Origin of the sequence: Collinsella aerofaciens (genome assembly GCF_015556945.1) — a bacterium.
GTDB lineage: Bacteria > Actinomycetota > Coriobacteriia > Coriobacteriales > Coriobacteriaceae > Collinsella > Collinsella aerofaciens_AO.
The window spans coordinates 38,397-60,975 of record NZ_JADNNH010000013.1 but is presented as its reverse complement, the minus strand read 5'-3'; the positions used below and the strand labels follow the sequence as shown (position 1 = coordinate 60,975).

The window sequence follows — 22,579 nt, the reverse complement described above, 5'->3', positions numbered from 1 at the left end:
CTACCGCACGGGCCGATACTCAAAGCCCATTGTGGCATCCCGAGCCCGCGGAAAGAAGCTGCGCCGCGGGGGAGGCGACCCAAATGGCTTTCTCATATCGTCTTGTCGTTTCATATCGCAGGATTTCAGTATGCCGACGGTGCCTTGGTCCTGGGCGATCTTAAGGTCGGCGATAAGCTGACGCTGTGTGCCGAGCGCGATAATCCCCATGACCCTGAGGCGGTTGCGATCTATTACGGCAACACCAAGCTCGGCTATGTTCCAGGAAACGAGGTCGGCCCGCTATCCGTGATGATGTATTACGGACACGAGGGTGTATTTGAGGCGCGCGTGCAGCAGGTTGCCCCCGAGCGTAGCCCGTGGCACCAGGTGCGCGTTGGCCTCTACGTGGTGGATGCTCGCTAGTCGGTAAGGGAGGCTGCCATGTTTGATGACGATGGCCTGTTCGATCTGACGGATGACCCGTTTGAGTGGGATATGCTGCTCGACGATGATGAGCTGGAGCAGGACCGTAAGAAGCGGCAGGACAAGAAAACTCAGGGTGACGCTTCGAAAAAGCAAGACAAGCGCCGCCGCGGACTGTTCGGCGGGCTCTTTGGATAACCGCCGCATCGCTGCGTCTGTATACTTAGCACGAGTTGAACACGTTGCGAAATGAGGACAGAGACGATGATGTGGTTTACCGCCGACCTGCACCTGGGCGACACGAATATCCTGCACGACATGGATCGACCGTTTGATTCGGTCGAGGAGATGAACCGCAAGGTCATCGATGCCGTGAATGAGTGCGTGGCGGCGGACGACCGTCTCTATATCTTGGGAGACTTTACCTATCGTTTGCCCCTGGCGGATGCTGTGCGCCTGCGCGAGCGCATCGAATGTCAGAACGTAACGCTCATCCGTGGCAACCATGACGGTGACTGGGAAGATCCAGCTGCGCCCCAAATCTGGGAAGACGTGCGTGATTACCTGGAGATTGCTCCCGGCTATGCCAAGGGCCATCGCCTGGTGTTGAGCCATTACCCCATGCTCAGCTGGAATGGCAAGGCGCGTGGCGCCATCATGCTGCACGGGCATATCCACAGCAGGGGAGACCGCACCAACGCGCGCAACCGCGATCGCGAGCGCCCCATTTATCGCTACGATGTGGGCCTCGACGCCAACGAGTACAAGCCCGTAAGCCGAGACCAGATCTTGAGCTTCTTTGGACTGTAATTCTCGAACCACCACAAAGGACAGGCACCTTTGTGGTGGTTCTGGCGCTGTTGCCATTATGGCGGCGGAGTCTTTTTTGTCCGTGCGGCGCGGTAGAGTGTAAGCGGTTGAAATTTGCGTCCATCGAGGAGCTGCTATGAACGAGATCAAGTGCCCGCATTGTGGCGAAGTTTTTAAGGTCGATGCGTCTGGCTATGCGGACATCGTCAAGCAAGTGCGCAATGCCGAGTTTTCGCGCGACCTGGATGAGCGTGTGAAGGCAGTCCAGCGCGAGGGCGAGCAGGCGCTGGAGCTTGAGCGCTCGCGTTCGACGGCTGCCTTGCAAAAGGCAGAGTCTCAGCGCAACGCTCAACTTGTCGAGCAGAAGAACGCCGCGGAGCAGAAGCTGGCACAAGAGGTTGCCAAGCGCGACGCTGAGCTTGCCGAGCTGCGCGCCAAGCTCGAGGGCGCTGCCACAGAGCGCGAGAGCGCAAGTCAGCGCGCGGCGGTTGAGGCCCGTGCCGATGCTCAAAAGGAAAACGCCGAGCTTCAGCGAGAAATCGACAATTTGCGTGCGCAGCTGGAGCGCAAAGATGACGAAGCCAAGCTCGTCGAGTCGGTGACGCGCAATGCTGCTCAAAACGATTTGGCTGCACGTGATGCTCAGATTGCCGAGCTGCAGGCCAGGCTTGCCGCGGCGGACAAGGCCCAGGAGATGGCGCTTGCCGCCGCCGCGGCCGAGTCGCAGCGTGAGCTTGATACCGCTCGCAGCGAGGCCGAGCGCGCGCTTGCTGACTACCGCGCGACGGTACAGGAGAAGTTTTCCGCCGCAAAGGCACAATCTGAGCAAGAGGCCGAGGGTCTGCGTGCCCAGTTGCGCGAGCAGGAACTGATGGCAAAAATGAACCTGTCGGAGGCGGTCGCCGCGGCGGAGCGAGAGCGCGATGAGGCACGTGCCAAGCTGACGAGCGAGCTGGCGGTGCGCGATTCTCGCGAGGAACAGGCCAAGGCGGCACACGAGCTCGAGCTTGCGCAGGCCAAGCGTGCGAGCGATGACCTGATTCGCTACAAGGATGAAGAGATTGAGCGCCTTAAGGACATGAAGGTCCGCCTGTCCACCAAGATGGTGGGCGAGTCGCTCGAGCAGCACTGCGAGACCGAGTTCAACCGTCTGCGCATGACGGCATTTCCTAACGCGTACTTCGAGAAGGATAACGATGCGTCCGAGGGTACCAAGGGCGACTTTATCTTCCGCGAGTGCGACGCAAGCGGCAACGAGGTCATTTCGATTATGTTCGAGATGAAAAACGAGAACGACGAGACCGCGACCAAGCACAAGAACGAGGATTTCTTTAAGAAGCTCGACCACGATCGCCGCCAAAAGGGCTGCGAGTACGCAGTGCTCTGCACGCTGCTCGAACCCGAGAGCGAGCTTTACAACGCCGGTATCGTGGATGTGAGCTACCGCTACGAGAAGATGTACGTGATCCGCCCACAATTCTTCATTCCCATGATTACGCTGCTGCGCAACGCCGCCATGGGTTCGCTGCGCTATAAGCAGGAGCTGGCGGAGTACAAGCAGCAGAATATCGACGTCACGAACTTCGAAGCCAAGATGGAGAAGTTCAAGGACGGCTTCTCGCGCAACTACAACCTGGCGAGCAAGCAGTTCGAGTCGGCGATCAAGGAGATCGATGCCGCCATTAAGCAGCTCGAGAAAACCAAGGACGACCTGCGTCGCAGTACCGAGAATCTGCGTCTGGCCCACAACAAGGCCGATGAGCTCACCATTCGCAAGCTCACGTGGGGCAACAAGACCATGAAGGCGGCGTTTGACGAGGCACGCGGGGCCGCGCCAGAGGCAAACGATGAGCCAGCCGAGGCGGATTCGTATGAGGTCGAGGATGCCGAGTAAGGCATAGCGTATAGTGCAAAAGCGGGGCCGCTGGCGATGTTACCAGCGGCCCCGCTTCGTTTTGTTCCAGTATGTGTGGCTAGTCCTCGAGCAGGTCCTCGATAAAGCCGACGCGGTAGTTTTTGAAGATGACCTCGCCGCCGTCCTGCGTGGCGTCCAGATCGACATCGCCCATGATGCCAAAGTCGTGGTCGCCGTCCTCGTCGGCAAAGATCTGGTGCACGTGCCATACGTGCGTGGTTTTCTCGTCGGACTCATCGATGGAAAACATCGCGGCGCTGCGGGCATCTCCGTCGGTGAGGATCTCCTCATGCTGCTCGTGGTAAGCGTCGAGCGCTTTTTGCCAGCGGATCTCGCTCATGCCCCAGTCGTCGTCGAGCTCGCCCAGGTCGCGAACGTGCTCGCGGGCGGCAAGGGTCACGCGGCGGAAGAGCGCGTTGCGCACCAGCAGCGTGCAGCCGCGACGGTCCGCAACGACCTCGTCGATGCCCTGCGGCGGCGCGGCGTCGAGGGCAGCCGGGTTGCCGGCGTTTTCCCACTCGTCCACCAGGCTCGAGTCGACCGAGCGCACCACAAAGCCCAGCCACGAGATAATGTCGCGTAGGCGCTCGTCGCGCTTCTCGATGGGCACGGTGCGGTCAAGCGAACGGTAAGCCTCTGCCAGGTAGCGCAGCAAAATGCCCTCGGAGCGGGCGATGCCGAGCTTTTGAATGTAGCCCTTAAAATCGCTCGCGCTTTCCAGCATATCGCGCAGGACGCTCTTGGGAGAGAGCTGGTAGTCGTTGGCCCAGGGCACTTCCTGGCAGTACTTGTCAAAAGCGGCGTCGAGCAAATCCTCGAGCGGCTTTTTGTACGTGACGTCTTGAATGCGCTCCAAACGCTCCTCATACTCGATGCCGTCGGCCTTCATTTCGGCCATCGCTCGGTCGCGCGCGGCGCGCTCCTGTGCGCGCAGCACCTGCTTGGGATCCTCGAGCGTTGCCTCGACCATCGAGATCAGATCCATGGTATAGGTTTCGCTCTCGGGATCGAGCAACTCCAGCGCGGCAAGCAAAAACGGCGAGAGCGGCTGGTCGAGCGCAAAGTCCTCGGGCAGGTCGACCGTCAGCGCATAGTCGATGTCTGGTGCGGCGTCAGTCGGGGCGTCGGGTGCGGGCGGCACCTCGGTGCGAACGACGATGCCGGAGTCGATGAGCGTGGCGAAGATTTCGTCAGCGCGAACCTCGAGCTTAGCCTTTTCCTCGGGGGTCTGCAGGCTCGTCTCGATGAGGTCGTGTACGCGGGCTCGGGCATCGCCGCCCTGCTCGACCACGCTAATCACCATGGAGTGTGTGATGCGCAGGCGCGGCTTGAGCGTCTCGGGCTGCGTCTCGATCAGGCGCTCAAAGGTCTGCTTGTTCCAGGTGACAAAGCCCTCGGGGGCCTTTTTCTTTTTAATCTTACGGAGTTTTTTGGGGTCGTCGCCTGCTTTGGCCATAAGCTTGGCATTCTCGATCTCGTGCTCGGGTGCCTCGGCAATCACCATGCCCTCGGTATCGAAGCCCGAGCGGCCGGCGCGACCGGCAATCTGATGGAACTCACGGGCGCGCAGACGACGCATCTTGTAGCCATCGAACTTGGTGAGCGCGGTGAGGACCACGGTGTGGATGGGTACGTTGATGCCGACGCCGAGCGTATCGGTACCGCAGATGACGGGCAGCAGGCCCTGCTGTGCCAAGCGCTCGACCAGCAGGCGATAGCGCGGCAACATGCCAGCATGGTGCACGCCGACGCCGCAGCCGAGCAAGCGCTTGAGGATCTTGCCGAAGGCCGTCGAGAAGCTCGTTCCCTTTGCCGCTTCTTTGATGGCTTCGCGCTGCTCCTTGCTGGCGATGCCAAAATTGGCGAGCGACTGCGCCGTCGCAAGGGCGGCATCCTGGCTAAAGTGCACGATATAGAGCGGGGCCTCGCCACGGCGCATGGCGAGCTCGACGGTGCCCTCGAGGGAGGTCGTCACATAGTCGTAGCTCAGCGGAACAGGACGCGGGGCGTCGACAACCAAGTCGCAAGCAGCGCCGGTGTGCTCCTCGAGTGAGGCGGCGATGGCAGCGACATCGCCGAGCGTGGCGCTCATGAGCATAAACTGCGTGTGGGGCAGGGTGAGCAACGGCACCTGCCAGGCCCAACCGCGATCGGGGTCGGCAAAGTAGTGGAACTCATCCATGGCCACGCAGCCCACATCGGCGTCCTCACCCTCGCGCAGCGCATCGTTGGCAAGGATTTCGGCCGTGCAGCAGATGACGGGTGCCTTGGTGTTGATATGCGTGTCGCCGGTGATCATGCCGACGTTATCGCGGCCGAGCACCTGCACAAGGTCGAAGAACTTTTCGCTGACCAGGGCCTTGATGGGGGCCGTGTAATAACAACGCTTACCCTGCGCCATGCCCATAAAGAGCATGCCCAGCGCGACGAGCGATTTACCCGATCCGGTCGGTGTGCCTAAGATGACGTGATCGCCGGCAGCCAGGTCCATGAGGGCCTCTTCTTGGTGATCCCACAGTTCAATACCGCGATCGCTCGTCCATTCAAAGAAACGCTCGAAGGCCTGGTCGGGCGTGAGCCATGGCTCGGGCTCACTGCCATCCTCGGGCTCCCACCAGGTGGGGGAGAGCGCGCCGAGCGAGCCAAACTCGGCTTCGGTTCCCGTGCCGCCCGAGAATGAGCTGGCGGCGCCGGCGCCGGAGACGGTGCTGGCGGCGGTATCTGTCGTGGTCTGTCCCATGTGTTTGCTTTCTCTCGCGATTGTCCGCCAACTATTATGGCGTAGCGGCGGCGCGGGGCGGCAGCGCGCGAGAAAATGCAGGAAATGGGCGCGTGAAGTTAGTGCTCTTGCGGCAGGCGCTTCTTGCCTTTCCGGGCACGGTTTCTAAAGTTCTCGACGGCCTCTTCCATACCCAGAGGCACATAGGTGAGTTCATCGAGGTTATCGGGCAGGTAGCACGCAAGGCTTTGCTCCTGCATGCGGCCTACTGTGAGTTGTTCGTCGGTTGGCTGTGCTCCGGGTGTGGCGCATATGCCATAGACGGCGGCGCCCATCTCGCGCGTGCGGCACTCATATTCGGTCTCGGGATGCTCGGGATGGTCGCGGCGGACGTCGTCACTTTTCCAAAGCGTGTCGTAGCCTGCCGCGGCAAACTGGCCCAGGGCGTAGTCGCGCAATGGCTTGCTGTCGGTTCGCAGCGTGACGATGACGTCGGCTGCAAGGAGCGGGCGATAGAGCATTAGATGGTCGACGTGGACAAGTCGTTTTTTGGCGTACTTGGCCTTGGGCTGCGGCGTGGGAAAGTTGATGGTGATGGCATCGAGCTCGCCTGCGGCAAACAGCTGTGGCAGCGATGCGGCGCCTCGGGGCAGGACGAGTGCGTTGGATAGCCCCTGTTCGCAGATTTTCTGCGCGGCATAGGCGATGCAGATGGGCTCTTGGTCCATGCCGATAAAGAGGGTGTCGGGCTCGCGGTGGGCGCGCTCGACCAGATAGGTTCCCTTGCCACAGCCAAGATCCAGGTGAAGGTGTTCGAAGGGCTTGCTGCCAGCTGGCGCGCAAGCCTCGCGCCAATCTCCGGCATAAGCCTCGGGGTTCGTCTCAATCGCATCGGCGTAGCGCTCCAGGCGCTCCTCGAGTACAAAGTTCTTAGGCGTGCGAACGTGGACGGCTCCCATGAGGCTCCTTGGTCATAAGTGTGGAACGCATGGTTGCACGTTCCGTCAATGGGTTGAAAAAAGGGTGGGCATAGTTTGCCCGAAAGATGCGATGCGGCTCGACGGCAAGTCGTCGGTGCTTACAGACGCTTGAGAATCACATAGCGGTTGAGCTCGCCGCTGCGACCGTCGGCATGGAAGCGCTCAAGCTCGCGCACGGGGACCTCGCCGCTCTTGTAGAACGTGCGGACGCCGCGCACCAGGTCGGTGATCTGCTGATCGTCAAAGTGATGGCAATAACGGTAGGCGTGGCGGTCGTTTTGCCAGCCGATGAGGTGGTCGCCGGCTTCAAACTGCGCTGAATCGTAACCCTCAAACGGCGGGGTGAGCTCGGCGCGGGCCTCGGCTCGAACGGCCTTGCGCGCCATGCGCTCGTCGTTCATGAACTCCCAAAAGCTGATGGCGATGATGCCGCCTGGGCGCGTCTGCCGCACCAGGGCGTCGAGCACGCGTACGCGGTACTCGCATGACGGTACGTGGTGCATAAAGCCAAAGCAGACCGAGATGTCGGCGAGTGGGGCGTCGAAAAGCACGTCGGGCGTCTCGGCGGGGTTGAGCTTCATGAGAGCGTCGAGCACATCGAGTTCCTGGAAGTGCAGGTTGGGAATGCGCAGGGCGTGACCACGTGCATCGATGGCTAGGTCTTGGCACGAGTCGACACCATAGAACTCAAACGGGCAGCTGGCATCCGCCGAGGGGTTTGCGCCGTCGACGCCCTTGGCGGCAAGTGCGCCGCCGGCGGCAAAGTTCTCGAATCGCATATTGCCGCAGGCGAGATCGAAGACGCGGACGGGATGCTCGATCGTGGCGACGTCGAGCTGTTCGAGCGCGATGTCCATGGTGCGCACCCAGCCGGGCCATGGGGCCTGACGCGTATCGGAAAAGGAGGCGGAGTGCTCGCGATAGAACGTGTTGTTGAGCTGGATGAGCGATGAGGCGAAATCGCGGTTCACGGCGCGGGACTCCCTCCGTTGGCGGTGCGGAATAAACAGTACGACCATACTACCGTTAACGCCGCAACGGGGACAACCGGGCTAGGTGCCATTGCTTTGTTTGGACACATTTCCGCAGCTCATGTGTGTCCGCAACCGCCGGTTGTCAAAAATCTCACTAGAATAGGTGGCATGCTTTTGGCGGTGGCGGATAGATTTTTAACTGTGCAAGGCGCCTTAAGAACAAAAACGGTCCGGCGGCACGGCTGGCATCACATAGGAGGAACCATGAATGTAGAAACTGCGCAGCGGCTCGCCGACCTTCGCCGCAGCAAGGGTTTTAGCCAAGAAGGGCTGGCACGAAAGCTGGGACTGTCGCGCCAGGCGGTCAGCAAATGGGAGCGCGCGGAGAGCTCGCCCGATACCGAGAATCTGATCTCGCTTGCCAAACTCTATGGCGTGAGCCTGGACGAGCTGCTCAATCCGAGCGATGAGATCGAGGACGATATCGAGTTTGAGAACAAGGACCGCGCCCGTCAGCGCGAGGCCGAGGCGGCGGAGCGCGCCCGCACCCATGAGGCGGCGGCACGCGCCACGGAGGCAGCTACGCAGGCAAGTGATGCCGCGGCCAAGGCGGCGCAGGCGGCGAGTTGGAGTGCGCAGGCCGCCAATGCCGCTACGGCGCAGGCGACGAGTGGCGCCGCGGTTGGCTCGACTCCGGTGAAGGGCCCGTTCCAGTCGTTCCCGTATTGGGCCGTGTGCTGGCTGCTGTTCTTTTTGCTGATGTTCCTGTTTGGTGCCGGTCCCTTTGCCGCGCTGATCTTCTTTACGATTCCCATCTATCACTGGGTGGCGCGTGCGCTCGATGGCGATTGGGCGCGCGGGGATATTCAGGTTGGCCCGGCGTCGGTGGCGATCAAGGCCCAGGGGAAGGATACTTCTGCGGAACCTGATGCTGGCGTGGCTACCGCGGCCACCGCTGAGCCATGTGCCAAAGAGGGTGATGAATGATGAAGCTTTCGCATGAATCCAAGGTACGCTTGGGCGTTGGCATCGGAGCGTTCGTGTTTATCATCGGGCTTGTCTTTGGCACTTCGCGGCTATTGGCTCATTCCGATATGGTGCGTACAACCGGTATTCTATCTGGCCATTTGTCTGATTTTGACGATATGTTTGACGACGATGATCTCTTGGATAGCGGTAACTATTCCGCTCGGCCTCAACAGCTTTCGAGCGAAACGTTTGATGCCGACGCGTTCACATCGCTTGACTTGGACGTGACGTCGGGCACGGTCGAGGTTAAATGTGTCTCTGGCGGCCCGGTGCGTGTTATCGAAAGCGGCCGCGTTGCGAAGGGAACGTCTGCTTCTGATGCGGCTACCCGGAACCTTGCTGAGGTCAAGGGATCTACGCTCAAGATCAGTCAGTTCGACTACGATGATAAGCGCGCGATTGACCGCACAATTACCATTGAGCTGCCGCGAGATGTTGCGGATAACCTGGTGGGCATTACGGCGAATGTAGGGTCGGGCGACCTGGCGGTCGCGGACATTGCGTGCCATGATCTGGATATAACGTTGAATTCGGGAGACGTTGAGTTTACGGGCACCGTGACCGACACCCTGAATGCCGAGGTTGGTTCGGGTGACATGACGTTCGAGCTCTACCAGGCGCCCGCGAAGTCGATGGACGTGAGCGTGGGCTCGGGCGACGTGGAGATGACGGTTCCGAGCTCGACGGGCTTTAAGGCGAGCCTCACCGTGGGCAGCGGCGACTTCGAGAGCGATTTCCTTCCGCTTGGCTACGATGGCGAGACCATATTGAATCTTGAATTCGACAACGGCGATAAGTCTGCCACGTATCGTTTTGAGGTCGGTTCGGGCGACATGTCGTTTGATCCAGAGTGACGGGTGGTTATCGAAGACTTATAAACCATAGACGCGCTGTTTGATGGAGGCGCCGGAGCCGTGACGGGCTTCGGCGCCTTTGCCTTTACAATGGGGGCATGGAACAGATTATCTTGAACATACTCGAGGCCCTGCGTTGCGGCGAGACCGTAGACGACAAGGCGCTCGTCAAACTGATACATGCCGAGGCGCGCCGCGAGGGTGCCGACAAACGCGATTTGGCCAAGCGCCGTCTGCTGCCGTTCTACCAGCGGGTTAAACGTGAGGAGCCGGCTCGTTGGGCTGGATGGAATGTCGATGCGGAGCTGGAGCGTCAACTGCTGCAGGTGCTACGCATGAAGCCTCGTCGCACGGCTTCGGGCGTGGCGACCATTACCGTCATCACCAAGCCCTGGCCGTGCTCGGGCGATTGCCTGTTTTGCCCCAACGACCTGCGCATGCCTAAAAGCTATCTGCACGCCGAGCCGGCATGCGCTCGTGCGGAGCAAAACTGCTTCGACCCGTATCTGCAGGTGAGCGCTCGCCTGACCGCGCTTTCGCAGATGGGTCATGCGACCGATAAAATCGAGCTTATTGTGCTTGGCGGTACCTGGAGCGACTATCCGCAAGGGTATCAGACGTGGTTTATGTTGGAGCTCTTCCGTGCGCTCAATGATGATGCGGTGGCGGGCGTGGCGGCAAATCCCATGTTGGCGCGTCCGGGCATCAGTCGTGCCGAGGCGGGGCGCCTGCTCGACGATGCGCCCGCCGATGCCCTGCCGCCGGTGGTGGCGGGGCGTCGCGAGCGCTACCGGGCTGCCGGCATTGCGACAGACGAGGCCGAGCTCGCGAGCGGTGTTGCAGGAGAGCAGGAGCGCGTGGATGTTGCTGTGGGCGGCTACAACCGTGCGGTGCGTCGTCTGTACGGCCCTGGCACGCCGTGGGGCGAGGTTGCCGAGTGGCAGGCGGCAACGATGGAGGAACTTGAGCGTCAGCAGCGCATCAACGAGACGGCGAAGCATCGCGTGGTGGGGCTCGTTATCGAGACACGTCCCGATGCCGTAACGCCGCAGGCCCTCACACTTATCCGCCGCTTGGGCTGCACCAAGATTCAGATGGGTATTCAGAGTCTTGACCAGCATCTACTCGATATCAACGAGCGCCGCATTTCGGTGGCGCAGATCGAGCGGGCGTTTTCGCTCGCGCGCCTGTTTGGCTTTAAGATCCACGCGCACTTTATGCTCAACTTGCTGGGCGCCACGCCTGATGGGGACAAGCGCGACTACGAGCGCTTTATGACCGAGGGCGCCTTTATGCCCGACGAGGTCAAGGTCTACCCGTGCGCGCTCATCGAGGGCTCGCGTCTGGTGGGCTGTTACGAGCGTGGCGAGTGGCGCCCCTATACCGAGGACGAGCTGCTCGATGTGTTGGCCGACGACATCGTGGTGACGCCGGCGTTCTGCCGCATCAGCCGCATGATCCGCGACTTTAGCTCCGACGACATCATGGTGGGCAACAAGAAACCCAACCTGCGTCAGCTCGTCGAAAACCGCTTGGCGGCTCGTGGGGAAGGCGCGACGGTGCGTGAGATACGCTATCGCGAGATCAGCACGGCGGGTGCCGACCTGGACGAGTTGACCCTTGACGAGGAAGTGGCGTACGAGACGCCGGTGACGCACGAGCGCTTTTTGCAGTGGGTGACGCCCGAAGGCAAGATCGCGGGTTTTTTGCGCCTGTCCCTGCCCGATCGTGCCTTTGTCACCGCACATGCGGACGAGTTGCTGACGACGCCGGATGAGGCGATGATTCGCGAGGTGCATGTGTATGGCATGGCGGCGCGCGTGGGGGATCAAGGCCAGGCAGCCCAGCACCATGGATTGGGACGGTCGCTGGTGGAGCGTGCGTGCCATATTGCTCGGGACGTGGGCTATGCGCGCATCAACGTGATCAGCGCGATCGGTACGCGCGAGTACTATCGCCATTTGGGTTTTTACGACCGAGGACTCTATCTGCAAAAGGAGCTCTAGATGAACAAACCGAGTGTTTCTGCCGGCGTCGTTGCCGGCGTTGCCCTGGGAGCTGCGGCGCTGGGTGCGGCTGCCTTCGCTGTTCGTGCTGCCTGTCTGCAGGTTGCGCGAACCCGCAATGGGTTGGCGCGTGTGAAACGCGTGCACGATGAGCGCGGCGATGAGATCCGCGTGTTGGTGCAAGGCGGCGTCTACCAAAGTGCAAGCTACGTTGGCGAGCGTTGGGCTGAGCCCGTCTTTGCGTACTATCGTGCATTTGACGATGTGTTTGAGGCCGAGGATGCAATGCGTGACGCTTATGGTCACGGTATCGACCGTATGCTTATGCTGGGCGGCGGTGGGTTTGCCTATCCCAAATATGCGCTGGTGTCGCACGAGAGCTTGCGCATGGACGTCATCGAATACGATGCCGAGATTACACGTCTGGCGCGCCGCTGGTTCTATCTGGAGGAGTTGGAGCGTACGGTTGGCGATCGCCTGAGGGTGATTACCGCCGAGGCGCGTTCGTACCTGGGCGTGACGAGCGTGGGACATCGTCGCTACGACGTGGTCGTGAGCGATTGCTTTGGCGGTGCCGAGCCCGTACGCGAGCTGGCAACCGTTGAGGCGCTGCGTCTGGCGCGGGGTAGCTTGAACCCGGGCGGCATCTACGTTGCCAATATCGTGAGCGCAAGCGAGGGGAGCGATGTGACGTTCCTGCGCGATTGCGCTGCCACGGCACTCGAGGTATTCGCCCACGCTTGGGTGGTCCCATGTGGCGATGCAGAGTTCGGCGGCGCGGGAAACTACCTGCTCATCGCCAGCGACGGTGACTATGCCTTTGCCGAAGCCGTGCCCTTCGACACCGACTTCCTTGGCACCGTCCTTCATGACAAGTAAGTCTCCCCGTCCCAAAAAAGACTGGTCTTAGGCGTGGTCGCGCCAGCTGAGGACGCGCTGCTTCATGCCCTCGATGTCGAGCACGCCTTCGGCGAAGCCTTTGCGCACGAGCTCCTCGGGAACGTACTCGTCGTAGCGATCAAAATAAGGCACCTCGCCGGGATAGACGAGTTCGATGGGGTCGAAGTCCTTCTCGGCCTCGGCGGCGAGCACCTCAAAGAACGTCTCCTCGTCGGCCTTCATCTTAAACTGCATAAAGTACGGGCGTGATGGGTCGAGTCCGCGAAGGCCCAGCTCCGTGGCGCATTTAATCTTGAGCATACGCTCGAGCGCCAGAAAGGCGTAGCTGCCCAACCAGGGGAAAAGCACCCAAGTGTCGCCACCCAGGTTGATGAGCGGCTTGGTCCCTGCGCCCGAAATCCCGGCCGTATGGCGAGCCTGCGCCAAGCGGGCCCGTGCGTTACCCATAAGGTACGGATATACCGCGTGCTCGTTGAGCGCCTTGCGCATACGCTCGAGTACATGTGTGTTGATGTCACCGGGGCAGTCGCCAAAGTAGGCCGGCACCCGGCCCTTGACCTGCGTGGCAAAGACGGTATGACGCTTCCAGTCCACTTCCTCGACAATCCAGCAGTGTCCGGCGATGGCGATGCGCTCACCGGGCGGTGGCGGATTGACGATCGTGCCCAACTCGGCCGACTCGCTGCGAACGGTAAACTCCTCGTTTTCCTGGAACACGGCGTAAAACTTAAAGTTGTTAATGATGCGCTCGCCCGCGAGGCCCACAATGAGCCCACCGCCCTCGGTGACTTGGATATGGTCGATCTTAATGAGGTGACGCAGTAGCACGCGATAGTCATCGGCCGAGACGCGGTGGAAGTAGCTGAGCGTGAGCACGCGCTGGGCAAGCTCTGCCGGCGTGAGTTCGCCGGTACTGGCAAGCGTCGACATGGTCTGGTGATAGAGCAGACTGTAGGGGAGTCGATCGAGCTCGGGCGGCTCGACCCACTTTTCCTCGCGATAGAGTTGTACGAGTGCGATGCCCTGCAGGAGCTTCCACGGAATGGTTTCGGGCATCATCGTGCGCGGCTCGGGTTCTTCCTCGCGCATGACAAACCACATCTCGGGCGGAAGGTCGCGGCGTCCCGTGCGCCCCATGCGCTGCAAAAAGGAGCTGACGGTAAACGGCGCGTCGATCTGAAACGCACGCTCCAGACGGCCGATATCGATACCGAGTTCCAGCGTGGAGGTGGTGACGGTTGTCTGTGCCTGCTCCTCATCGCGCATGAGTTCCTCGGCCGTTTCGCGCAGCGATGCCGAAAGATTGCCATGGTGGATGAGAAAACGGTCGGGCTCGTGCCGGCTCTCGCAGTAGCTGCGCAGCATGGAGCACACGGCCTCTGCCTCCTCGCGCGAGTTGGCAAAGACCAGGCACTTGCGCCCGCGGGTGTGTTCAAAGATATAGCCCATGCCGGGATCGGCGTTTTCGGGCGCGGTGTCGGTGGGGTTGAGGAGCGCCTGCTCATCGGCCCGGGGGATATCGACTTCGCCCTCGGGGGCCGGAGAAGTGCGACGGTCTTTGGGAGCGGCCTTGCCCCGTGCCCGCTCACGACGTTGACGGCGTTCCTCCTGTGTAAGCTGTCCGCTGTGGCGCACGTCTTGGGCGCCAGCCGGCAGCGCCGCGGGCGCCGCCGGCTCAATACGCTCGCAAGCAAGCATCTCGGCTTCTTGTGGACCCGTGCTCTCGAATCCCCGCTGCTGTGCCTGGGGACCCGAGTTGTAGAAGTGCTCCATGGAGATGCGCCACACGCGGCGCGGTTCCTCAAAGCGGGGGATGATGCAATCGCGTCCTGTTCCCTGTGAGAGAAAGGCGCCCGTGCGCTCGGGGTCGCCGATGGTGGCAGAAAGGCCGATGCGGCGGGGCTGCACGCCCGCCATGCGCGAGAGGCGCTCGATAAGGCAGAGCGTCTGACCGCCGCGGTCGCCGCGCATGAGCGAATGAACCTCGTCGATAACCACATAGCGCAGGTCGCAGAACATACGAGGGATTGCCATGTGCTTATGGATCAGGAGCGCCTCGAGCGACTCGGGCGTAATCTGCAAGATACCGCTCGGTTTTTTGATGAGCTTAGCCTTGTGCGACTGCGAAACATCGCCATGCCAGTGCCAGACGGGGATATCGGCCTCTTCGCACAGGTCGTTGAGGCGGACGAACTGATCATTGATGAGTGCCTTGAGGGGGCCGATGTAGAGGGCGCCAACGCTCGCGGGCGGGTTCTCCCAAAACTCGGTCAGGATGGGAAAGAAGGCTGCCTCGGTTTTGCCGGAAGCCGTGGATGCCGTCAGGAGCACATTGTCCTGAGTGTTAAAGATGGCATCAGCTGCTGCAACCTGGATGGAGCGTAGACTCTCCCAATCGTGGGAGTAGATGAAGTCTTGGATAAACGGGGCGTAGCGGTCAAAGGCGTTCACGGGGCCTCCTTTCAAAAACGAATCTCTCAACGCGGTGGGCAGTGGCTTGCTGCATTACTGCCTCGACGTTTGCCCAGATAAAGCCTGCCAAAATAAACCTGTCCCTTTTTGGCAGGTTAGATGGTGAATTCGGCGAAATTGCGGTCGCCGCTTGCGGTGCCGGTGTCGCCTGTTGCTGTTGCCGGCGCCAGCGCGTCGCCGCCGACGCTTTGCAGTAGCTCGGCCACGTTGGCGTCGGGGTTTTGGCATAGGATGTCGAGCAGCTCGATAAAGTCACGAATGACCTCACGCGGCGTCAGATGCGTGTCGGCTCCCACGCGGCCAAACTCAATCTTGAGGAAGTCCACCAAGTCGTTCTCGGTAAGCGTGGGCGTCCAGCCAAAGTAGCCGGCATGGATCTGCATGAGTTTTTCGATGAGCACCAGCAGCTCCTCGTAGGTGAGTGGCTGCAGACGGATGATGGGCGCGAGCATGTCCTTAAGGTCCTCGCGCGCAAAGCGGCCCTGAGCGAGTCGGCTGCGCAGGGCCTCGTAGGAGAACACACCGCGGCGCCGGTCTTCGATGGAGGTTGGCGTGCCGCCCATGATCATGCCCAGGTACTGCGCCTTGCCCTGGAGCGTGTCGTTGTACATGGTTAGGATCTTCTCGTAGTTGTATTGGCGCGTGATGGCGTTGGGAATCTTATACAGATTCACGAGCTCGTCGATGAGCACCAGCATGCCCTTGTAGCCGCCGCAGACCAAAAAGCGCGCAATGAGCTTAACGTAGTCGTACCAGTCGTCATCGCTGATGATGGTCGAGGAGCCCAGCTCGGCGCGTGCCTCACTCTTGGTGCGGTACTCGCCGCGAATCCATTTGGTCACGCGGCTCATAGCTTCTTCGTCGCCCTCGGATACGGCCGCGCGGTAGCGGCGGAGCATACGGGCGAAGTCGAAGCCGTGGACCATTTCCTCGAGCGGGGCCAGTTGGGCATTGACGGCAGACTCATCGGCATCGGCACACGAGGCGACCCAGCGATCGAGGATTAGGTTGAGCGCACCGCCCTCGGGGCGCGTTTTAGTCGATATGTTGCGGATGAGCTCGCGGTAGGTGGCAAGGCCCTGCCCCTGGCCGCCCTGTAGGCGGCGCTCGGGTGACAGGTCGGCATCGGCGACGACGAATCCCTCGCCCATGGCGTGCGTGCGGATGGTCTGGAGCAAAAAGCTCTTGCCGGCTCCGTAGCGACCGACCAGAAAGCGGAAGCTCGCGCCGCCGTCGGCGATGAGACTCAGGTCGGTGAGCAGGGCGCGGATTTCGACCTCGCGCCCTACGGTGATGTAGGGAAGGCCGATGCGCGGGACCACGCCGCCCTTGAGCGAGTTGAGAATGACGGCGGCGACGCGCTTGGGCACGCGGGGTGCTGCGGATGCGGTATCACTCATAGTCTAGGTATCCTCTCACGTCTGCTTCGTAGTCCTCGATAATTTGCGGTCCTGCCGCGCCAAATTCAATTACGGTGTCACCCACCAGGTCAAAGAGCGCCTCGTTGATGCTATCGACGAGCATGTCCTCGCTCTGGCCCGAGTGCGCCACTGCCGATGTCGCTTGCGCTGCGTTCTGCTCGAGCAGTGCGCGCAGATACGCGGTTGCGGCGGGTGCGAGTTCGCTCGCGGCGTCAGTGGGCGCAGCCGCTGCGCGCGGGGGCGTCGGCGCAAGAAGCGGCGCCACGACACCAAACTGTTCGGTGGAAATGGTTGGCTCGTCGGCCTCGTCCTGCTCTGCGGCCGCCGTGACCGGCTCGACAAACGCGTCTGCTGCGGGCTCGGCTTTCGGCTGCTCGGAGTCCACCGTATCGACCTCTGCGAGCACATCGTCCTCGCGCTCCTCATCGATCAAAAGCGCCTCACGCGTTTGTGCGGCGGCGCTCCGAATGTGTCCCAGCTGACTCAAATCGATATCGATCTTGACGGGCTGGTGCGCGGCATCCCACGAAAGCCATGCCACGATCTCGTCATCGATGATCTTGGTCAGATATTTGGGGACCTTCTCCTCCTTTAGGGGGTGGGCGGGGTCCAGCGCCAGGCGTAGGCGTTGGTCGCAGGCGCGCATCATTTCGCCGAGTTTGCTGCTCTTTTGCCTGCTGCCGTGGATACGCATGCATTCCCAAAAGCCGTTTTGGCAACGGTAGATATGGATAGGATCCAGGCGGTATTCGCAGTCCTCGTGGCGCTCGGGCGCAAAGAATACGGCCGAGGCAAACATGGTGTAGGGCATGGCCGTCTCCTCCCCAAACAAGCTCGCTACGATGCCGGTCTTTCGGTGCGTGTCATAGTAGCGCGCCATACGGACATACACGGCGCATGCCACGTGGCGCAGGTCGCGATGGTGGGAACGGTCGAGCCGTGAGTTATTCAGGTTGTACGTGGAGAGGGCGTTTATAGCGGTCATGAGTCGCTCCTCGCCTGCCTCGTCGGGCGGAAGGGGGAGCGTGGGCTCGGAGGTTTTGCGACGCTTAGGGGTCTGGCCGGACGGTACCTGTGCTGGTACAAGGTCTCGAGCCGCGTGCCGCAGCTCGATAAGGGCGTTATCGAACATGACGGTTTTAGAGTCGCGAAGCAGCTTGGGGTCGAGCCCGTGGAACACGGCGTAATCTTGCAGCCACACGCGTGCAAACCGGTCGATGCCGGGCTCGAAGGCACGATAGGCATCCCAAAAGGCCTTGATTTTGTTGAACCCATCGAGTGGATTGTCCACGCCAATGCCACAGATCAATTCGTAGAGATACAGAAAAGCAAACGACGTCGACGTTTCTTCGACGGTTCCGCGGCGTACCCGTGCGCGCCAGGTAAAGTACCCGCGCAGCTGGCGATCGCTCATAGCGTTGTAGGTTGGGAAGTACGACTTGAACGTACCGTTATAGGGGCAATCGTCCTCAAAGCCGGCCATCAGCAGGCCTTGGCGGTAGAAGAGCTCGGCTTCCGAAAGCCAGCGTCCCGCACCGCCTTTGGGGTCATTCTGCCAGCGCGATATCTCGCGCATCTTGCGGTATTGGTCGGGAAGGAAATTCTGCATCTGACGACCGGTTTTGAGAATCGGCTCGTCAGCATAGACTTCGTTTGAGAAGCGAGCAGACTGATGGGTCCGGGCCTCGGCCATAATGCGCTCGATGAGCATCTTGATGTCCTGGTCGGCCACCGTCTCTCCTCTCCTAACGCAGCTACGATGACCTCATATCATAGCACAGCATCAAACAGATGTTCGAGATATCACTATGCAGATGGTTTAGAACAGGAGGGCGTAGATGACCGCTACGACGACGGGGGGGAGCATGTTGGCCGTGCGGAAGGTCTGAGGACGGATGAGGTTGACGCCAACACAGAAGATGAGCATGGAGCCCACAAGCGAAAGGCTGTCGAGGGCTGCGGTGGTCATGATGGGGGAGAGTGCGCCGGCAAAAAGCGTGATCGTGCCCTGGAATACGGCAACGGGCAGGGCCGAGAAGATACAGCCGCGTCCAAGCGACGCCGTCATGGTGCAGACGATGATGCAGTCCAATGCGCCTTTCAGGGCAAGCGTTGACCAGTCACCGAGCAGGCCGTCCTGGATCGATCCCACAATGGCCATGGCGCCAATGCACACGGTGAGTGAAGTCGAGACAAAAGCGTTGGTGAACTCGTTATCGCCCTCGCTGCCGGTTTTGCGCTTGAGCCATTCGCCAAGGTTCTCGATGGCGGCTTCCAAGTTGACGGCCTCGCCGATGAGCGAACCGAGCGCAAATGAGACGATGAGCATGGTGGTACCGGTGGTCGCTAGCGCCTTTCCATCGATGATGAGCATCTTTTGCATGGTGCCGCCCAGGCCGATAAACAGGACGCACAGCCCCGATGCTTTCATGAGCGTGTCTTGGATGCGCGGTGTAATGAAGCGGCCGCCCGCTAATCCCAAAAGACCGCCCGCAACTAAAAGCACAACGTTGATGATTGTTCCCAAGCCCGGCATGAGCCCTCCTGTATTGATGCCAACGTGGCAATCGTAGCAGAACGAAATGCGAGGCACATCGCGACTCATCTAATACGTTATATAAGTGGTGTTAGGAATGATGTGCAGCATTTAAGCCTCAGGTGGTTGTCGGGACATAGGGATAGTATTCAAAGCGCAGTGTCATAAGCCGCTGCGGGGATTCAATAGCCGCGGCGATGATATTGGCATCGCGGGCACGATCAAACCCTTCGAGTTCGATCTGATACGAGACGTCTTGCATAATGTCCAGACGTCGCCAGGCTAGGAGTGTGTCACCATCGAATTCCAAGGTCTTGCCTCCGTCTGGAGCAACGGCGTATAGACGCAGCTTGGCGGTGGTTGCAGGGTCGACAACCGTGACCTTTTTAATTTCGTTTCGAGTATTCTTGGCGCCCAACAAGGTGAGCAGTGTTGGGGCCACGACCTCGCCCGATGGCAAAAAGACGACTTCGATGGATTCAGGAAATGCGATGATAGCCGACTTGCGGACGGGCTGATTGGCGGCGGCAACTTCGATGTTCGCAGCGTCGATGACCTCCGTGTGGTCGAGCGCGGCAAGCACGCAGCAGTTACCTTCATCGATCTCTTGAGGATCAGCAAGCCCCAGACTGTCCGCGAACTCGGGATCGTTTGGATCGGCAGCGGGCTCATTCGGCGCTTCGAAAGAAGCTGGGACGCTGTTTGTCGGCGACGGCGTGTCGCCCGCACCTGCTTCTTTGTCCGCGCTCTCTTCTTGTATGGTTGCGTTGATGGGTTCGTCGTTTGGGGGGAGCGTCTTGGCGTCAAACGCGGAGGGGAGAATTCCGATGGCTCCGGATCCGTTCCACTCCATTTCGAGAAGCGCCGGGTCGGCAAGAATGCGTTGCCTGCTTTGCGCGCGGGCATCGATTTCAATAGGGCCTGCCTCTATCCCTCGTGTAAGGCTGAGTGATCCGGCTGGCTTCTCGAAATGAGCGTCTGTGTCTTTGGTACTGACGGCGTAGAACAGCAGGGACGCTTCTCCCGCCGCGATGGCATCGGTACCGGCTTTGGTCAGCCGCAACGATGCCGTGAATGAGAGGGTGGGCTGCGTGTCGTCTGCATTCGCGGCGGCGCAGCCCAGACATATACCGCCTCCTTTCTCAAAAAACGTACCGTCGAAGGCGACCTTCGCTCCGTTCGCCGAGTCATCGACCGAAGCGATGTCGATGCGCAGCTCTAAATTGCATGGATCGCCATCTGCATCGAGCACAACCGAGCGCCACGTGCAGACGGCGCACCCCGCCTGGGAGCCGTTTGCCTTGTTCGAACGATTGATATCCACGACTATCGAGCCGTCCGTATTACGACGAAGGCATCCCGAGGTTGAGATTGCGGCCTGTGCGATCGAAAAACGCTTGCACGCAATGGCGCTCGACGGATTTGGTGCGGAGCTTAGGGCCGCTGGTAAGGAGTCTGCCATGACAGGAGTCGCCCAAGCGGCGACAGGCGTTCCGGTTGCGAGCGCGCCGCAGAGTGCGACGACGGGCAAAAGGTTCTTCGATGCCATGGGGTCTCCTTAGCTAATTTAGTGCGGCCTGTTCATGTTTTGTTTCTGGCTGTGTTTGATGTGCAGACCGAGGCCGGCGGTTCCCGCGCCTGCTGCTGCGGCGCCTGCTGCCAAGAGCCATCGTTTGTCGCCTGTCTGCGCCAACGGTTCCTCGCGGTCGCTGCGGTCGAGCTCCGAGAGGTCGACCGTCACTTGCGTGGCGGCCTGCGCCTGTTCTTGCTGGGCAAAGGCCATGGCTGGCCCAAACGCTAGGATGCTGACGGCGGCGGCCAGGGCGACGGCCTTATGCCGTGTGCGCACCGGGCTCGACCGTCCAGGTGATCGTTGCAACCTGATCGCCTTCGCCGGTTACGCGGAAGATGTCGCGCGTGACGCGGGCGACGTTTCCGCTTGTCTTGAGCTTAATTTTGTCCGTGCCACCGGCAATGCCCTGGTAGCCCATGTCGAAGGCTGCATTCTTGGAAAGATCGAGGCCCGTTCCCTGCATTGCGGCGCTGGCGTTCTGGAGCGCGCCGTCGGGGCCGACCTTAAAGTCGATGGAGTTCTGCGCGGTTCCGGCCTTGGCATCGGCGGCAATGGTCCAGGTGTTCATGGCGTCGATCTTCATGTTGGTGACATGGATGCCGTAGGCCGAATGATTGTCGATGGTGGTCGCGTCTTCTGAGGGGCCCTGAAGCGTGCCGTCGGCCTTGGCGACGAAGGGAATAACCGTCGGAACTTTGAACTCAACGTTGTCGATCTCGGTCCTGACCATTACCTTCGTGGTTCCAACGCGCCCGGCTGCCATAGCTGGCGTCGGGGCGGCGCCCATTGCGAGCGCGAGCGCGAGCCCTGCGCCCACGGCGAGCGCTCTGGCTCCGTTCATGTTCCTGGTGATGTCCATGGTCGTTCCTTTCTATTCGCCGCGGGCCGTCCCCGCGATGATTGGACGAATGCTGGTGAATTGCGTGCGGTGCCGCGTCGGCCGGAAAAGCTAGTTCTCGGCTTGCTCAACCCGCACCTTGACACGTGTCGGATTGCCGTGGCTGTCGAGGGTCTTGGCATCGAGCGCCTGAATCTCGATGTACGCCTCGCCTTCTTTGATGTCGCCGGCGGGGCACGTTTCGATTGTCTTGCCGGTCTCGACCACACCGGATTCGTACATGGTCTCGTCGTTTTGGATGACGCGGAATCGCTGGGGAAATTTATTGTCTTGGACGTTTTGCACGTTGACGCGCAGCTTGCCGTCCTCCTGCAGCTGAGCGACCGGTGCGACCGAAATCGTCATCATGTTGTCGCGGACGATGGCGTCGAGCTCATCTTGGATTTCCTGACGCGTTTTGCCCTCGGCCGTCGTAACCGAAGCGCCCGCCTCGGGTACGGGCTGCGACTGCCAAGCGTATAGTCCTACGGCGACAAGGGCACAGACGATGGCCAAGCAGGCAACGATGAGCTTCTTGCGACGACCCAGGCCTGCAAAGTGGGGTGGCTTCTTCGCGCTCATGCGGCATCCTTGGCGGTATAGATGCGCGCAAAGGTGGACGGGTTCGCTCCAAAGAGCATGTGAAGCATCAGGCGGCGTGAGTAGACAAGCTCGTCGAAGTCGGGAGGGAGCTCGATGTCGTGGATATGCGCGATGTGGTGGGCGAGCGCCGAGAACGACTCGGGGTCGCAGATCACATCGGTGGTAACGTGGTAGACCGTCGTATCGGGGAATGCCTCTTCGTCGAAAGGCAGGAGATGGGGATCGTCGTCGACTTCGATGGCGATGCCGTACTGGGGCCAGTAATATGCCATGGGAACCTCCCTGCTTCTGGGCCAAAACTTCTATCGGTTTTGGCTGTCGATGCCGACGGTATCAGCCGCTACTTGACCAATTTCTGACCAAATGCTTGACGGATTGGCGTCTCCGCAGGTAAAAGGCGGCAAAAAATACTCCAACTTTTTTCGAGCGACAATCGCGCGGTCGGCGACGGCGGGGCCATATGTGTCAAAAGCATCGTCTGCCGAGGAAATCAAGCCGCTCGCCG

The 22,579-nt window shown here is 60.7% G+C and carries 20 protein-coding genes; 8 read left to right on the top strand and 12 right to left on the bottom strand.

Annotation, left to right across the window (positions count from 1 at the left end; genetic code table 11):
- The 4 genes from I2F59_RS05315 to I2F59_RS05300 all read left to right on the top strand — a co-directional run.
- Window positions 1-405, top strand: a 405-nt coding sequence (locus I2F59_RS05315; protein ID WP_229065351.1) for an HIRAN domain-containing protein, incomplete at its 5' end; no start/stop codon positions are given.
- An 18-nt stretch (window positions 406-423) separates the two neighbouring features.
- Window positions 424-603: a hypothetical protein gene (locus I2F59_RS05310; RefSeq protein ID WP_117716490.1), complete on the top strand. Its 180-nt coding sequence runs from the start codon at window positions 424-426 to the stop codon at window positions 601-603.
- A gap of 66 nt (window positions 604-669) precedes the next feature.
- Window positions 670-1,215, top strand: coding sequence for a metallophosphoesterase (locus I2F59_RS05305; RefSeq protein WP_229065350.1), 546 nt, complete (start codon window positions 670-672; stop codon window positions 1,213-1,215).
- A gap of 136 nt (window positions 1,216-1,351) precedes the next feature.
- On the top strand, window positions 1,352-3,109 hold the full coding sequence (locus I2F59_RS05300; RefSeq protein WP_195503484.1) for a DUF2130 domain-containing protein: 1,758 nt from the start codon (window positions 1,352-1,354) through the stop codon (window positions 3,107-3,109).
- 79 nt (window positions 3,110-3,188) lie between these two features.
- Here the strand turns inward: I2F59_RS05300 and I2F59_RS05295 are convergent, their stop codons facing one another.
- The 3 genes from I2F59_RS05295 to I2F59_RS05285 form a co-directional block, all read right to left on the bottom strand.
- Window positions 3,189-5,870: a DEAD/DEAH box helicase gene (locus I2F59_RS05295; RefSeq protein ID WP_195503483.1), complete on the bottom strand. Its 2,682-nt coding sequence runs from the start codon at window positions 5,868-5,870 to the stop codon at window positions 3,189-3,191.
- Window positions 5,871-5,968: 98 nt separating this feature from the next.
- Window positions 5,969-6,808, bottom strand: a complete 840-nt coding sequence (trmB, locus tag I2F59_RS05290; RefSeq protein ID WP_195503482.1) for a tRNA (guanine(46)-N(7))-methyltransferase TrmB — start codon at window positions 6,806-6,808, stop codon at window positions 5,969-5,971.
- Between the two features lie 119 nt (window positions 6,809-6,927).
- Entirely contained in the window at window positions 6,928-7,800 is an 873-nt protein-coding gene (locus I2F59_RS05285; protein ID WP_055287126.1) for a methyltransferase domain-containing protein, read from the bottom strand.
- 267 nt (window positions 7,801-8,067) lie between these two features.
- Between I2F59_RS05285 and I2F59_RS05280 the strand changes: the two genes are divergently transcribed.
- From I2F59_RS05280 to I2F59_RS05265, 4 genes are all read left to right on the top strand, one after another.
- Complete coding sequence (locus I2F59_RS05280; protein WP_117758784.1) at window positions 8,068-8,790, top strand: helix-turn-helix domain-containing protein; 723 nt, start codon at window positions 8,068-8,070, stop codon at window positions 8,788-8,790.
- On the top strand, window positions 8,790-9,686 hold the full coding sequence (locus I2F59_RS05275; protein WP_158562939.1) for a DUF4097 family beta strand repeat-containing protein: 897 nt from the start codon (window positions 8,790-8,792) through the stop codon (window positions 9,684-9,686). Before I2F59_RS05280 ends, I2F59_RS05275 begins: the two co-directional genes overlap by 1 nt.
- 98 nt (window positions 9,687-9,784) lie before the next feature.
- On the top strand, window positions 9,785-11,692 hold the full coding sequence (locus tag I2F59_RS05270; protein ID WP_195503481.1) for an elongator complex protein 3: 1,908 nt from the start codon (window positions 9,785-9,787) through the stop codon (window positions 11,690-11,692).
- Complete coding sequence (locus tag I2F59_RS05265) at window positions 11,693-12,571, top strand: spermidine synthase (protein WP_195503480.1); 879 nt, start codon at window positions 11,693-11,695, stop codon at window positions 12,569-12,571.
- A gap of 27 nt (window positions 12,572-12,598) precedes the next feature.
- Here I2F59_RS05265 and I2F59_RS05260 read toward each other — a convergent pair whose 3' ends face one another.
- The 9 genes from I2F59_RS05260 to I2F59_RS05220 form a co-directional block, all read right to left on the bottom strand.
- Window positions 12,599-15,043 carry a DEAD/DEAH box helicase gene (locus I2F59_RS05260; RefSeq protein ID WP_195503479.1) on the bottom strand — a complete coding sequence of 815 codons (2,445 nt, stop codon included), beginning with the start codon at window positions 15,041-15,043 and terminating at the stop codon, window positions 12,599-12,601.
- A 116-nt stretch (window positions 15,044-15,159) separates the two neighbouring features.
- On the bottom strand, window positions 15,160-16,464 hold the full coding sequence (locus I2F59_RS05255) for an ATP-binding protein (RefSeq protein ID WP_052044044.1): 1,305 nt from the start codon (window positions 16,462-16,464) through the stop codon (window positions 15,160-15,162).
- Window positions 16,457-18,217, bottom strand: coding sequence for a TerB N-terminal domain-containing protein (locus I2F59_RS05250; RefSeq protein WP_271755743.1), 1,761 nt, complete (start codon window positions 18,215-18,217; stop codon window positions 16,457-16,459). Before I2F59_RS05250 ends, I2F59_RS05255 begins: the two co-directional genes overlap by 8 nt.
- An 87-nt stretch (window positions 18,218-18,304) precedes the next feature.
- Window positions 18,305-19,021, bottom strand: coding sequence for a DUF554 domain-containing protein (locus I2F59_RS05245; RefSeq protein ID WP_195503478.1), 717 nt, complete (start codon window positions 19,019-19,021; stop codon window positions 18,305-18,307).
- A gap of 118 nt (window positions 19,022-19,139) precedes the next feature.
- Entirely contained in the window at window positions 19,140-20,570 is a 1,431-nt protein-coding gene (locus I2F59_RS05240; protein WP_138111938.1) for a hypothetical protein, read from the bottom strand.
- An 18-nt stretch (window positions 20,571-20,588) separates the two neighbouring features.
- Entirely contained in the window at window positions 20,589-20,804 is a 216-nt protein-coding gene (locus tag I2F59_RS05235) for a hypothetical protein (protein ID WP_138111941.1), read from the bottom strand.
- Window positions 20,805-20,853: 49 nt separating this feature from the next.
- The gene (locus tag I2F59_RS05230) at window positions 20,854-21,453 is read right to left on the bottom strand and encodes a hypothetical protein (RefSeq protein ID WP_161160416.1); all 600 of its coding nucleotides are present in this window, start codon (window positions 21,451-21,453) and stop codon (window positions 20,854-20,856) included.
- A 90-nt stretch (window positions 21,454-21,543) separates the two neighbouring features.
- On the bottom strand, window positions 21,544-22,053 hold the full coding sequence (locus I2F59_RS05225; RefSeq protein ID WP_117746254.1) for a hypothetical protein: 510 nt from the start codon (window positions 22,051-22,053) through the stop codon (window positions 21,544-21,546).
- A complete protein-coding gene (locus I2F59_RS05220; protein WP_195503477.1) occupies window positions 22,050-22,346 on the bottom strand; it encodes a hypothetical protein in 297 nt (98 codons plus the stop codon). The genes I2F59_RS05225 and I2F59_RS05220 overlap by 4 nt, the downstream gene beginning before the upstream one ends.
- Between the last annotated feature and the right edge of the window lie 233 nt (window positions 22,347-22,579).

Coding starts and splice junctions, on each gene's coding strand:
- I2F59_RS05310 (WP_117716490.1), top strand. CDS start 424: ATGTTTGATGACGATGGCCTGTTCGATCTGACGGATGACCCGTTTGAG.
- I2F59_RS05305 (WP_229065350.1), top strand. CDS start 670: ATGATGTGGTTTACCGCCGACCTGCACCTGGGCGACACGAATATCCTG.
- I2F59_RS05300 (WP_195503484.1), top strand. CDS start 1,352: ATGAACGAGATCAAGTGCCCGCATTGTGGCGAAGTTTTTAAGGTCGAT.
- I2F59_RS05295 (WP_195503483.1), bottom strand. CDS start 5,870: ATGGGACAGACCACGACAGATACCGCCGCCAGCACCGTCTCCGGCGCC.
- trmB (WP_195503482.1), bottom strand. CDS start 6,808: ATGGGAGCCGTCCACGTTCGCACGCCTAAGAACTTTGTACTCGAGGAG.
- I2F59_RS05280 (WP_117758784.1), top strand. CDS start 8,068: ATGAATGTAGAAACTGCGCAGCGGCTCGCCGACCTTCGCCGCAGCAAG.
- I2F59_RS05275 (WP_158562939.1), top strand. CDS start 8,790: ATGAAGCTTTCGCATGAATCCAAGGTACGCTTGGGCGTTGGCATCGGA.
- I2F59_RS05270 (WP_195503481.1), top strand. CDS start 9,785: ATGGAACAGATTATCTTGAACATACTCGAGGCCCTGCGTTGCGGCGAG.
- I2F59_RS05265 (WP_195503480.1), top strand. CDS start 11,693: ATGAACAAACCGAGTGTTTCTGCCGGCGTCGTTGCCGGCGTTGCCCTG.
- I2F59_RS05255 (WP_052044044.1), bottom strand. CDS start 16,464: ATGAGTGATACCGCATCCGCAGCACCCCGCGTGCCCAAGCGCGTCGCC.
- I2F59_RS05245 (WP_195503478.1), bottom strand. CDS start 19,021: ATGCCGGGCTTGGGAACAATCATCAACGTTGTGCTTTTAGTTGCGGGC.
- I2F59_RS05240 (WP_138111938.1), bottom strand. CDS start 20,570: ATGGCATCGAAGAACCTTTTGCCCGTCGTCGCACTCTGCGGCGCGCTC.
- I2F59_RS05235 (WP_138111941.1), bottom strand. CDS start 20,804: ATGGCCTTTGCCCAGCAAGAACAGGCGCAGGCCGCCACGCAAGTGACG.
- I2F59_RS05230 (WP_161160416.1), bottom strand. CDS start 21,453: ATGGACATCACCAGGAACATGAACGGAGCCAGAGCGCTCGCCGTGGGC.
- I2F59_RS05225 (WP_117746254.1), bottom strand. CDS start 22,053: ATGAGCGCGAAGAAGCCACCCCACTTTGCAGGCCTGGGTCGTCGCAAG.
- I2F59_RS05220 (WP_195503477.1), bottom strand. CDS start 22,346: ATGGCATATTACTGGCCCCAGTACGGCATCGCCATCGAAGTCGACGAC.